This window comes from Enterobacter sp. Acro-832 (assembly GCF_011752745.1).
Taxonomy (GTDB): domain Bacteria; phylum Pseudomonadota; class Gammaproteobacteria; order Enterobacterales; family Enterobacteriaceae; genus Enterobacter; species Enterobacter quasiroggenkampii.
Genome location: NZ_VWWX01000001.1, coordinates 443,982 through 456,177, shown reverse-complemented (window position 1 = coordinate 456,177; position 12,196 = coordinate 443,982). Strand labels below are relative to the sequence as shown.

At 54.3% G+C, this 12,196-nt stretch carries 10 protein-coding genes; 2 read left to right on the top strand and 8 right to left on the bottom strand.

Features of this window, described 5'->3' with window-relative positions; all coding sequences use genetic code 11:
* Positions 1-133 precede the first annotated feature (133 nt).
* Together F3J31_RS02120 and F3J31_RS02115 are read right to left on the bottom strand one after the other, a co-directional pair.
* Positions 134-3,229 (bottom strand): multidrug efflux RND transporter permease subunit, encoded by a 3,096-nt coding sequence (locus tag F3J31_RS02120; RefSeq protein ID WP_167211095.1) that lies wholly within the window; start codon positions 3,227-3,229, stop codon positions 134-136.
* A 95-nt stretch (positions 3,230-3,324) separates the two neighbouring features.
* Positions 3,325-3,711, bottom strand: a complete 387-nt coding sequence (locus F3J31_RS02115; RefSeq protein ID WP_044597947.1) for a hypothetical protein — start codon at positions 3,709-3,711, stop codon at positions 3,325-3,327.
* Between the two features lie 271 nt (positions 3,712-3,982).
* Between F3J31_RS02115 and F3J31_RS02110 the strand changes: the two genes are divergently transcribed.
* Positions 3,983-4,687 (top strand): response regulator, encoded by a 705-nt coding sequence (locus tag F3J31_RS02110; RefSeq protein ID WP_045908879.1) that lies wholly within the window; start codon positions 3,983-3,985, stop codon positions 4,685-4,687.
* Positions 4,684-5,748 (top strand): ATP-binding protein, encoded by a 1,065-nt coding sequence (locus F3J31_RS02105; protein ID WP_167211092.1) that lies wholly within the window; start codon positions 4,684-4,686, stop codon positions 5,746-5,748. The genes F3J31_RS02110 and F3J31_RS02105 overlap by 4 nt, the downstream gene beginning before the upstream one ends.
* Here the strand turns inward: F3J31_RS02105 and F3J31_RS02100 are convergent.
* The 6 genes from F3J31_RS02100 to sapA form a co-directional block, all read right to left on the bottom strand.
* The gene (locus F3J31_RS02100) at positions 5,729-6,670 is read right to left on the bottom strand and encodes an ATP-grasp fold amidoligase family protein (protein WP_167211089.1); all 942 of its coding nucleotides are present in this window, start codon (positions 6,668-6,670) and stop codon (positions 5,729-5,731) included. The two genes, F3J31_RS02105 and F3J31_RS02100, sit on opposite strands and share 20 nt — an antisense overlap.
* A 148-nt stretch (positions 6,671-6,818) precedes the next feature.
* A complete protein-coding gene (gene sapF, locus F3J31_RS02095) occupies positions 6,819-7,625 on the bottom strand; it encodes a putrescine export ABC transporter ATP-binding protein SapF (protein ID WP_008501227.1) in 807 nt (268 codons plus the stop codon).
* A gap of 1 nt (position 7,626) precedes the next feature.
* Positions 7,627-8,619: a putrescine export ABC transporter ATP-binding protein SapD gene (sapD, locus tag F3J31_RS02090; RefSeq protein WP_008501228.1), complete on the bottom strand. Its 993-nt coding sequence runs from the start codon at positions 8,617-8,619 to the stop codon at positions 7,627-7,629.
* Positions 8,619-9,509 carry a putrescine export ABC transporter permease SapC gene (gene sapC, locus F3J31_RS02085; protein ID WP_045908876.1) on the bottom strand — a complete coding sequence of 297 codons (891 nt, stop codon included), beginning with the start codon at positions 9,507-9,509 and terminating at the stop codon, positions 8,619-8,621. The genes sapD and sapC overlap by 1 nt, the downstream gene beginning before the upstream one ends.
* Positions 9,496-10,461, bottom strand: coding sequence for a putrescine export ABC transporter permease SapB (gene sapB, locus F3J31_RS02080; protein ID WP_023616846.1), 966 nt, complete (start codon positions 10,459-10,461; stop codon positions 9,496-9,498). Before sapB ends, sapC begins: the two co-directional genes overlap by 14 nt.
* On the bottom strand, positions 10,458-12,098 hold the full coding sequence (sapA, locus tag F3J31_RS02075; protein ID WP_045908875.1) for an ABC transporter substrate-binding protein SapA: 1,641 nt from the start codon (positions 12,096-12,098) through the stop codon (positions 10,458-10,460). Before sapA ends, sapB begins: the two co-directional genes overlap by 4 nt.
* Positions 12,099-12,196 lie beyond the last annotated feature (98 nt).

Here is a 12,196-nt window from a genome sequence, read left to right as displayed (position 1 = left end):
TCCGAAGTCGCATGTCCCGAAGAATGCGTCGCGGACACGCGGGGGCGCGAAATTTCAGCATTCGTCCAGTATATCACCCGGCAACAGCTTCGCCTCATCCAACCAGCGAGGAGGCGCGATCCCGCAAGGGTGTTCACGCTTTCCTGATGTTGCCGATGAAGCGCGCAATAACGATAAAGAAAACCGGTACGAAGAAGATCGCGAGAAGCGTACCGCTAATCATGCCGCCAAACACGCCGGTACCGATGGCATGCTGCGTACTGTCGCTCGCACCGGTGGCCAGCATCAGAGGAACAACCCCTAAGGTAAAGGCTAACGATGTCATCAGTATGGGGCGCAGGCGCTGACTGGCTGCATGAATGGTCGCCGCCAGCAGGGGTTGCCCTTCGCGATGCAGCTGCCTGGCAAACTCCACAATCAGAATGGCGTTCTTGGCCGACAGGCCGATAAGCGTAATCAGACCGACCTTAAAGAACACGTCATTGGTCATGCCGGCAACAAAAACCGCTATCACCGCGCCGATAAGGCCCAGTGGAACAACCAGCATGACCGCAAAAGGAATAGACCAGCTTTCATACAGGGCGGCGAGCACCATAAACACGACCAGTATCGACAGGGCGATCAGGCCCGGAAGCTGCGATTCCGATTTTTTCTCCTGCAACGAACTCCCGGCCCACTCACCCGCCATGCCCTGAGGCAGGCTCCTGGACAAACCCTCCATGATCTTCATTGCGGTGCCGCTGGATACGCCTGACGCCGCACTTCCGGTAATCCGTATAGCAGAATAACCCTGATAGCGCGTCAACTGCTGCGGCGCAACGTTCCAGGAGATCGTCGCAAACGTTGATACCGGCACCATCTCACCCATCCGGTTTTTCACTGATAGTTTCAGTATCTGTTCAGGCTGCATTCGGTAGGGGGCATCGGCCTGCATAATCACCTGTTGAACGCGGCCGTTATTCGTATAGTCGTTGACGTAATTTGAGCCCAGGGTGACGGAAAGCGTCTGGTTGATTTCATCGAATGAGACGCCCATCGCTTCCGCCTTTTCCCGGTCAACCAGGAGCGCAAGGCTGGTTCCTTCCGGCAGACCGTCTATATAGACATCACTGAGTTCAGGGCGTTGATTAGCCTGCAGAACCAGCGCGTCGGCGGCCCTCTTCAGAGCCTCATAGCCCGCTCCCGCTCTGTCCTGAACGTACCAGGTGAAACCCGAGGAGGTGCCCATATCCGAAATGGCCGGCGGGAGCAGGCTCATTGTGACGGCATCAGTGACGTTCGTCATGCTGGCCTGTATGTGGTCGGCTTCATCCTGAGCCGTCGAGCCCTGCCGATTTTTCCAGTCCTTCAGCGTGGTGAAGGCCATAGCCGAATTCGCTCCTGAACCTGAAAAGCCAAACCCCAGGATCATAATGTTGCTTTCAATGTCCTGCCGGGCCGCAATTTCCGCTTCAAATTTTTTAACCACGTTGAGGGTGCGCTGCATCGTGGCATCAGAAGGCAGCTGGATAGAGGACATAAAGTAGCCCTGATCTTCATCCGGCAGAAAGGACGACGGTAACGAAGACAATCCAACAAACAGCGCCGTGCAAAGCGCAACGTACAGGAGCAGCATACGCCCGGTTCGCTTCAGAACGGCACCCAGCCCGGCTTCGTAACAGATGGTGAGCAAACGGAAGCGCGCGTTAAACCTGGCCGCGAACCTTCCACTTCCGCTCTTTCCTGCCTTGTGCGGCTTGAGCAACGTTGCGCACAGGGCAGGCGTTAGCGTCAGGGCCAGAAACGCGGACAGCAGTATGGAGACCGCCATAGAAATACAAAATTGTCGATAAATAATCCCGACCGAACCCTCAGCAAACCCCATGGGGATAAAGACGGCAGTGAGCACCAGCGTGATCCCGATAATCGCCGGGGTGATCTCCTGCATGGCCTGCCGGGTAGCATCCCGTGGGGAGAGGCTTTTTTCCGTCATCAGTCGTTCGACGTTCTCCACAACCACAATGGCATCATCAACGATAATCCCTATCGCCAGCACCATGCCGAACATCGTCAGAATATTGATGGAGTATCCGCTCAATAACATCACCGTGAAGGTGCCAAGAAGTGCGACGGGAGCAACAATCGCCGGGATAAGCGTACAGCGTATCTTATGCAGAAACAGAAGCATCACCAGGAAGACCAGGACCATCGCTTCTACAAAGGTCTGAACCACCTTCATGATAGACAGTTTCACAAACGGCGCGGTATCGAAGGGAACCGTAAACGTCATTCCTTCCGGTAATACCTGGGAAAGCTCGTCGATGCGCGCGCGTACGCCTGAAGCCGTACTCATTGCGTTGGCACCCGGCGAGAGCTGGATTGCCGCAGCCGTTGCGGGCACGCCATTTTCGCGGATACCGAAAGCGTAACTTTGCAGGCCGGACTCAACGCGCGCGACGTCGGACAGTTTCAGCCTCGCGCCCGATGCATCTGATTTCAGAGTAATGTTTCTGAACGCCTCTACCGAAGTGAGTTGCCCCTTCACGGTGATGGGATATGTTACGCCTTGTCCCGCAGATGCTGGCTCATCTCCCGTTTTGCCGGGCGAAACCAGGGCATTTTGCTGGCCAACAGCAGTAAGCACATCGCTCACCGAAAGGCCGTAGCTGTGGAGCTTCATCGGATCCAGCCAGATACGCAGCGCTTTTTCGCCGCCAAACAGCTGAACTTTCCCTACGCCGGGCACGCGACGAAGCTCGTCACTGACGTTTCGGGCAAAATAGTCGCTTAAGTCGGCTTCCTCGAATTGACCGCTGGTGGACTTCAGCCCCACCATCATTAAAAATCCGGCATTAGCGGCCTCGACGCTAATGCCGTTTTGTCTTACCGCCTGAGGAAGACGAGGCTCGACGATCTTTATCTGATTCTGCAGATCCATCTGCGCCAGCTTAATGTCCGTGCCGGGTTTAAACGTGACGGTAATCGATGCCGAACCGGTTGTGTCGCTGGATGATTCGAAGTAGAGCAAATTATCTACGCCAGAGATTTCGCGCTCGATTAACGAAATCACCGACGTATTCATGATATCGGGGCTGGCCCCCGGGTAACTGACGGAAATAATGATGCCTGGCGGAGCCACCGCCGGATACTGCGCCACCGGCAAACGAGGAATAGACAGGAGACCCGTCAGGACGATAAACAGCGCCACAACCCAGGCGAAAATGGGACGTTCGATAAAAAAATGAGGCATTGGGTTATTTTTGTGCAAAAGAGTGAGGCAGAGACTCTACCGCGCACCTGTTTAGCGGAAGTGGGCGGTTTATGGAGGCCGTGTGGAGCAAGGGCTCAGATCATTCTCATAATGAGGTACAGCGGTGCTCCACCAAAAAAAATGATCAAATAACATTCATAGTAAAAGATCAGATCCTCAATATCGGGCATCGCGTTTAACAGCACGGTGAACGTAATAATGAGATAAACAAAAATCACCATCAGCCAGAAGGCGATGATAAGTAGCTCAATGAACGCGCCGGCTTTATTTTGTATGACCAGAAAAACCACTGACAATGCGATGCAGCCATAGATAAGGGGTGAAGAGAGCAGCGTCGAGGCGACTTTCTCATCCATTCTGTGTACCAGCACCAGCCAGGTATAAAGTAATCCCCACGACAGCAGCAGAAACAGGAAATATATGCCCAGTTTTTTAGGAGAAAAATATTTAGAAAGTTCCATGTTCATTACTTCAGCCAACTTCATAAAATCTTTAAGAAACAGTGGTAATTTGCAGCGCGCAATGCACAACGCGTTATGCCTCATTAGCGATTTTGAACGGACATTGTCGAGTCTTTATTGACTGAATGTGTAGGCTGTGTGGAGAAATAACCGGGCATTTAAATCAACCGGGAAATTTTCGTGACTACGGCACTTTTTCCCGGAGGCTGTGTCTTATTGTGCTCAAGATATCTGATAGCGTGCTTAAAGGGATTTCACCCGCGGAGATAATATGAACAAAAATACGCTGATCCTTGTTGTTGAAGACGAAGACGAAATCGCCGATATACTGATGAGCTACTTAGAGCGTTCGGGAATGAAAACGCTCAGGGCCAGGCAGGGCGAGCAGGCGATAACGCTCAATCGCCTCCATAAACCGGATCTCATCTTGCTGGACATTCACCTGCCCGTGTGTGACGGCTGGAGCGTGCTTACCACGCTTCGCCATGAAAGTGCTGTCCCCGTCATTATGGTTTCCGCTCTCGATCAGGACGTCGATAAACTTATGGGTCTGAGGCTCGGCGCGGATGATTACGTCATCAAACCCTTCAACCCTTCGGAAGTTGTCGCACGGGTTGAGGCGGTGCTGCGTAGAACAAAGCCTGCGCTTCAGCAGGCGGGGGCCCTGCCGCTCAGAACGCCATTCATTACGGTCTATCCGGATGATTTCTACGTGGAGGTTACTGCGGGGCCCGAGGTTATCTCCCCGGTCTTAACGACGACCGAATTTAAATTGCTTTCTTACCTGATGCGGTATCCGCGCAAGGTCTGTTCCCGTGAAGAGTTGCTCAACGCGTGTTTGCCGGAAGGCGATACGCTCGACAGAACTGTCGACAGCCATATGAGCAAGCTGCGAAAAAAACTGGAGCAGGCCGGTCTTTATGGCGTTCCCGAGAGCATCAGGGGCATGGGTTACCGGCTTGGGGAAAAGAAATGAATAAAGAATCTGTCCTGAGTCGTCAGATCTTAACGTATATGCTGTTGCTGACGTTTACGATAATTGCCATCGCCATACTGGGCTCCTGGTTTTTTTACTCCTTTATTCTGGATCATCTTCCCGGCGGCCCTGCTGCGGGCGATGACGAGCAGATGACGATGTGGGACTGGGTATGGATTGGGACCGCGACAACGATCAGCCTGATCATTGCCGTATTCTTTACGGTCAAACTTTCATCGCGAATACTCACCCCGCTAAACGCGGTCGCGTCCAGCCTGAAAAAAATTTCTCAGGGCGATCTGGACGCCAGAGCATTCTGTGCCAGTTCCCGGCTGGGAGAGATCAATCACCTGGTTACGGATTTCAATGAAATGGCAGAAAAGCTGCAAACGCTGGATATCCAGCGGAAATCCTGGAATGCTGCGATTGCGCATGAACTCAGAACCCCGGTCACCATTTTACGCGGAAGGCTTCAGGGGCTGGTTGACGGGGTGTTTACCCCGGACCCGGTGCTGTTTACTAACCTCCTCAAACAGACGGAAGGATTAACCCGTCTGATTGAAGATCTCCGGGTTATCAGTTCGGATGGCGGGGCAGGATACACGTTATACAAGGCCAGAACGGATCTGAAAGGGATAATACAGGACGCGCTCGATACCTTCATGCCCGAGTTCAACCGTAAGGCATTTACCGTCCATACTGAACTGAGGGAGCAGCAGTGTGTATTCGATCCCTTACGCATCAATCAGTGTCTGACCGTTTTATTTGACAATGCCTTGCACTATTCCACTTCGCGCAAGCTCACGGTAAAAAATGGTGTTTCGGATAAAGGCAATTTTATCCTGATTCAGGATGGGGGACCGGGTATTCCCAGGGAGTTTCATGACTTCCTGTTTCAGCCCTTTCAGCGCGATAACGGCGCCAGACAGTTGAACCCGGAAGGCTGTGGTTTGGGCTTGTCGGTGGTAAAAGCCATCATGCTGGCGCATGGTGGCGATGTTACCTACACCTTATCAACGCAAAACCACTCGATATTTAAACTCACCTGGCCCGACTCGTGAGCGTCAGCGGCAGGTCAAATGTGCCTGCCGGCGGTAAATGCCATATTTTTCCTAGCTTAGCATCCCATTCCTGCGGGGTAATCGACAGTTTACCGCGTCTCGGGCTTAAGGTTATTTCACTGAAATAGATTTCATCTTTTTTTAGCATGAGGTCAACGCGGCAGTAGTCAATGCCATCCGCCAGCTCCTGGGATGCCAGCAACGCTTGTCGGAACAAGGCCGGTTCGCCGGGCGCCAACGGTGTATTCGGATATTCCATCTGAAAGGGTTGTAAGTTCCAGTACCTGTCGTAAACGTTGATGAAACCTTTGCCGTTGTCATCCGTAAAATCCGCTTCAACATAGTGGGCAACGCCATGAAAGCAATGGATCCTCAGCATTTCGGGCGCTGTGTTCCTGTCTGCATCATCGAAGAGATCGACATACGGTTCGCAAAGTATTTTTGGCGTAATGTTTTTGTACTGCCATTCGCGCGTGGTGTAGTACATATTTTTCTTTAACGCGAGACTGAGTTTTTTACACGCTTCCCTGACGTTAAATTGCGCTTTGTTCGTACATATTATTGTGCTGCCACTGTCATGGTTGCACTTAAGGACGAATTTTTCAGGGAGCGTCGAAAAATCAATCTGGGACACCTTACTGTAGACGCCGAGTAATGGCACCGTTTTGACTCGCGTTGTTCTGGAGATTACGTATTCCCGAACGGCGAGTTTATCGGCAAGCAGGGTATAGACGTTATTGTGGTCATAAACCAGACGATGACATATTTTTTCACTCAACGTCGTGGGGGATTTAATGTCAGGATGCTTCCCCGATGCTTTCTTGAGCCTCACAGTATGAAAGTACAGGTCTGTCATTAAAAATGAACGACATTTTCTGATGAGATACTCGGTATATTTGAGAATGTAAGTGGCGTTGTTCATTTCTTCTCCTCCGTAATGTCCGGATATTCTGGAGAAGAACTGTTGATGTATTTTGCTGAGAATATGGAGCAGCTATGGAGATGAAAAAATTAAGGATTAAACAGCATATTAAGGCTATTTAATCCTTATTAAGCGTTGCAACGTTTGTTTACCGGTCTTTGCGCCACGCATCGGCTGTCAGTGCTTCACCAAAATGACCGGCTATCAGCCGTTTTGTCAGCTCGTGAAGCGGGGAGGCCATCACATCCGCCGTGCTGCCGCGCTCGACCACTTCACCCTGGTGCATAACCATCACCTGATCGCTGATGTGTTTCATCATCCCCAGATGCTGGGTGACGTAGATATACGAGATGCCCTGTTTTTCCTGCAGCTCCAGCATCAGGTTAATCAGCTGCGAACGCATCGACATATCCAGCGAGGCAAGCGCTTCGTCAGCAATAATCACTTTCGGGCGCAAAATCAACGCACGCGCCAGACCCAGACGCTGTTTCTGGCCGGGGGCCAGCATGTGCGGGTAGTAGCTTTCGTGATCCGGTAACAGCCCAACCATACGCAGGGTTTCGAAGATACGCTTGCGGCGCGCCTCGGGCTCCAGGTCGGTGTTCAGACGCAGCGGAAAATCGAGGATCTGCGAAATGCGCTGGCGCGGATTGAGTGAGGTCGATGGATCCTGGAAGATCATGCGGATGCGCTGACTGCGGAAAGAGTAATCCCCGAATGTCAGAGGATGATCGTCAATCAATACTTCGCCTGCCGTGGGCTCAACCATGCCGGCAAGCATTTTCGCCAGGGTCGATTTCCCGGAACCGTTCTCGCCGATGATAGCCAGGGTCTGTTTTTCACGCAGGGTAAAGCTGAGCGGTTTTACCGCGTCGACAGTTTGACGATGAAACAGCCCCGTGCGGTAGCGAAAGGTCTTACTCAGGTTGCGGACTTCCAGCAAGGTTTCGACCATTTCACTCTCTCTCCATGTTCAGCGGGAAATGACAGGCGTAAAGATGATTTTTGGCCCCGGTCAGGCGTGGCGTCTCAATACATTTACGCTGAGCATACGGACAACGCGGCCCCAGACGACAGCCTATCGGCAACGATTCCAGCAGTGGAATCGCCCCGGGCAGGGTATTCAGGCGGCTCTTATGCGGCATGGCGCTGCCAAAATCGGGAATAGCGCGGATTAGCGCCTGCGTATACGGGTGGTGCGGTGCGGTGATCAGATCTTCACTCGGCGCGGTTTCGACCGTTTGTCCGCAGTACATCACGTCAATTTTATCCGCCCATTTGCTGAGCATTTGCAGGTCATGGCTGATCAGCAAAATGGTGGTGTTGTTGTTCTGGTTGAGGCGCGACAGCAGGCGGAAGATTTGCGCCTGCGTGGTGGGTTCCATCGCGTTCGTCGGTTCATCCGCAATCAGCAAACGCGGCTGATTAGCCAGCGCGATGGCAATCATCACTTTCTGACATTCACCGTCGGTCAGCTCGTACGGGAAGCTGCGCATCGCATCTTTGTGATCTTTGATCCCGACGCGGTGTAAAAGCTCAATGGCGCGACGCTTGCGCCAGCCAACGCGCTGCCACCAGCGGCCTTTATAGGTCCAGCCGGGGATGTTTTGCATCAACTGTTTGCCTACGCGTTCGGACGGGTCGAGACAGGACTGCGGCTCCTGGAAAATCATCGAGACGTTATGCCCGACCAGCTTACGCCGTTCGCGGGGAGAGAGGCGCAGCAGGTCGATATCATCAAACCGCATACGGTCGGCGGTCACGCGCCAGTTATCTTTCGCCACGCCGCAGATGGCTTTGGCGATCAGGCTTTTGCCTGAGCCGGATTCCCCCACCAGCCCGCGGATTTCACCTTCAGCGAGGGTGATACTGATGCGATCGACGGCTTTAACCCAACCTTCACCGGTTTTGAATTCAATGGTGAGGTTGCGAATATCAAGAAGCGGCATTATTGCACCCCCGCGTTAATTGCACGGCGAATACCGTCGCCCAGCAGGTTGATCAGCAGCACGCTCACCATAATGGCCGCACCCGGCAGCATAACCGTCCACGGCGCCACGTAAATTAACTCCAGCGCGTCACCGAGCATCGCACCCCATTCAGGCGACGGCAGCTGCGCGCCGAGGTCGAGGAAGCCGAGCGCCGCGATGTCCAGAATCGCCATCGACAGGGCGCGGGTGATCTCGGTGACCAGCCCGGACGCGATGTTAGGCAGCACGGCAAACCACAGGATGTTGAAGGTGGTCGCGCCGTCCAGACGCGCAGCGACGACATACTCTTTTTCCAGCTCGTCATGCACCATGCTGTAAACCGAGCGCACGATGCGGGGCAGGATAGCCAGCCAGACGGCGAACATGGCATGCGACAGGTGCGGACCGGCAAAGGCAACCACAATGATCGCCAGCAGCAGAGACGGAATCGACAGCAGCGTATCCAGAATGTGGTTAAGCACCGCCGAGCGGAGGCCATGCGTGGATCCCGCAAAAATACCCAGCGCCAGCCCGCAGATCGTGGCCGCGAGCGTCACCACAAACGCGCCGCCCACCGTCGGGGCCGCACCGCTCAGCAGGCGGCTCAACACGTCACGTCCGAGGTCGTCCGTTCCCAGGAAGAAGGAGACTTCCCCGTAGCGGGACCAGGACGGCGGCAGCAGCTGATAGCCAAGGAATTGCTGGTCAATGCCGTACGGCGCAAACCAGGAGCCAAAGACGCACAGCAACACCAGACCGGCACAGCCATAAAGGCCGATCATTGCCGTGGTATCGCCATAGAATTTACGCCACACGGTACGCAGCACACCGGGCGTGCGCTTTTCACTGTATACGCTATCGTAAGGCATACCATTCCTTATGCTTCAATGGGTTGGCCATGGCACCCAGAATATCGGACAACACGTTGACAATAATCACCAGCGAACCAATCACCATCACGCCTGCGGAAATCGCGGCGTAGTCCTGCTGGCGGATAGCGTTAATCAGCCACCGCCCCAGGCCAGGCCAGCTAAAGACCATCTCGGTGATCATGGCCAGCGTGAGCATGGTGGAAAACTGTAATCCCAGACGCGGAATAACCGGCGGCAGCGCATTGTGCAGGACGTTGCGGCGCAGGATGGTCAGGCGCGACAGTCCGCGCGTGGCGGCGGCTTTGACATAGTTCTGGTCAAACACCTCGATGGTGCTCAGGCGCATCAGGCGGATCACTTCGGTTGTTGGCGCAACCGCCAGCGTCAGCACCGGCAATACCATATGGCGCAGGGCGCTGACGATCATCTCGTGACGCCACACCGAATCAGACAGCCACGCATCGATGATGGCAAAGCCCGTCACCGATTTAACCGTGTAGAGCAGGTCAAAACGGCCAGAAACCGGTAGCCAGCCCATCGTCAGCGAGAAGAAAAGCGTCAGCAGTAGCGCCAGCCAGAAGACCGGGATGGAGAAGCCGAGCAGGGCGAGGGCGCTGATAAACTTATCCTGCCATTTGTTGCGATATATCCCGGCCAGCATGCCCACGGGGATCCCGACCATCAGGGCAAAACCGAAGGCCAGAATGCACAGTTCCATCGTGGCCGGGAAAACCTCTTTCAACTGATCGGAAATAAGCTGCCCGTTAATGCTGGACACGCCGAAATCCCAGTGCAGCAGTCCGTTAAACCAGAAGAGCCAGGCATCCCACAGCGACGATCCCTGGAGTGGGGCGTGGGGCGTGAAATAGCTCAGACTAAAGCCGACAAAGTTCAGGAAAAAGAGCGTCACCAGCAGCAAAAGGAGCCGACGCAAGGTAAAAATAATCATGGTTTTTTCACCTCTTGTTCTTTTTCACGCGACACGCCAGCGAACGAGGCGTTGCCAAACGGGCTCAGCACCAGGCCTTTAATATCATAGCGATAAGCCTGAAGGCGCAGGGAAGAGGCCAGCGGCAGCACCGGCAGTTCCTGAGCAAGGATCTTCTGCGCTTCATCATAGGCGTCGATGCGCGAGGCCAGCTGTTGGGAAGCCAGCGCTTTTTGCAGCACGGCGTCAAACTCCCGGTTACACCAGTGCGCATAGTTGGTCTGCGAGTTTATCGCCGCACAGCTCAGCAGCGGCCGGAAGAAGCTGTCCGGGTCGTTGCTGTCGGTGGCCCAGCCGGTGAGGGTTAAATCATGATTCATATCCATCAGGCGCGCCTCCTGGAAACGGCCCTCTACCGGTACGATGATCACTTTAACGCCTACCTGCGCCATATCCGCCTGCAGCAGTTCGGCGGTCTTGAGCGGGCTGGGGTTCCACGCCTGGGAGCTGGTGGGCACCCAAAGCTGCAGCGTGAGGTTTTCTGCCCCCAGCGCTTTCAGCTGTTCACGCGCTTTTGCCGGATTGTATTCCGTAATTTTAGCCTCACCGTCGTAGGCCCACGAGGCGCGCGGTAAAATTGAGGCGGCGGTTTCCGCCGTGCCGTAATAGATCGACTGCATCAGACGCTGGTTGTTAATGGCCAGCGCCAGAGCGTGTCGAACGGCAGGGTTGTTCAACGGCGGTTTATCTGTGTTAAAGGCCAGATACGCGATATTCATGCCGGGGCGTAACGTCAGACGCAGACGCGGATCGTCGCGCAAAATCGTGAGCTGGCTGGCTGCGGGCCAGGCAAGCACGTCACATTCCCCGGTGAGCAGTTTCGAGAGCCGCCCCGTTCCGCCAGAGCCGAGATCAACCACCACCTGCGGCATCAGCGGCGTACCGCGCCAGAAGTGTTCATGGCGCTGCAGACGAATATATTGACCGGCGCGATATTCGGCCAGCTGGAACGGACCGGTGCCAACCGGCTGGCGATCGAGCAGTTCCTGACGATCTTTTTTCGTCAGCTGAGCCGCGTATTCGGCTGACATGACGGATGCATAGTGCGTTGCCAGGTGCCAGAGGAAGGAGGCATCCGGGCGCGTCAGCGTGAATTCAACCGTGCGGTTGTCGAGCTTACGTACGCTTTTCACGGTGTCGGCAAACTGCAGGCTGTCGAAATAGGGGAAATTGCTGCCGTTAACGTTATGCCACGGATGGTTGCGGTTGAAGATACGCTGGAAGGTGAAGACCACGTCATCCGCGTTCAGCTTGCGCGAGGGGGTAAACCACGGCGTACGCTGAAACGCGACATCATCGCGCAGGTGAAAACGGTAGGTTGCGCCGTTATCCAGCACTTCCCAGCTTTCTGCAAGCTCGGGCACGAGACGGTAGGTGTACGGGTCAACATCCAGCAGACGATCGTAAAGCTGCGCGGCAAGGGTATCCACAATCAGGCCGCTGCCCGCTTTTTGCGGGTTGAAGGTATCCACCTGGCCGCTTACGCAATAGACGAAGCCGCTGTCACGAATGTCAGGCTGCGGCGTTTGCCCGGGCGCGGCAAAGGCCTGGCTGCTAAACAGACCAAGTGCAAAAAAGGACGATAAAACCAGACGCATAATTTTTAAGGTATTAAATATGAAGTGGCTATCCTACTAATTTTAAACGACATTATCCAGTATCGTTTAAGCCTGAGGGCATAATGGGGGCAGTAACG

Bases quoted from the DNA above. Each gene is read 5' to 3' on its own strand.
- sapF (WP_008501227.1), bottom strand. From the start codon at position 7,625: ATGGTCGAAACCTTGCTGGAAGTCCGCAACCTGAGTAAGACCTTTCGC.
- sapC (WP_045908876.1), bottom strand. From the start codon at position 9,509: ATGCCTTACGATAGCGTATACAGTGAAAAGCGCACGCCCGGTGTGCTG.
- sapB (WP_023616846.1), bottom strand. From the start codon at position 10,461: ATGATTATTTTTACCTTGCGTCGGCTCCTTTTGCTGCTGGTGACGCTC.
- F3J31_RS02100 (WP_167211089.1), bottom strand. From the start codon at position 6,670: ATGAACAACGCCACTTACATTCTCAAATATACCGAGTATCTCATCAGA.
- F3J31_RS02105 (WP_167211092.1), top strand. From the start codon at position 4,684: ATGAATAAAGAATCTGTCCTGAGTCGTCAGATCTTAACGTATATGCTG.
- sapD (WP_008501228.1), bottom strand. From the start codon at position 8,619: ATGCCGCTTCTTGATATTCGCAACCTCACCATTGAATTCAAAACCGGT.
- F3J31_RS02115 (WP_044597947.1), bottom strand. From the start codon at position 3,711: ATGGAACTTTCTAAATATTTTTCTCCTAAAAAACTGGGCATATATTTC.
- sapA (WP_045908875.1), bottom strand. From the start codon at position 12,098: ATGCGTCTGGTTTTATCGTCCTTTTTTGCACTTGGTCTGTTTAGCAGC.
- F3J31_RS02110 (WP_045908879.1), top strand. From the start codon at position 3,983: ATGAACAAAAATACGCTGATCCTTGTTGTTGAAGACGAAGACGAAATC.
- F3J31_RS02120 (WP_167211095.1), bottom strand. From the start codon at position 3,229: ATGCCTCATTTTTTTATCGAACGTCCCATTTTCGCCTGGGTTGTGGCG.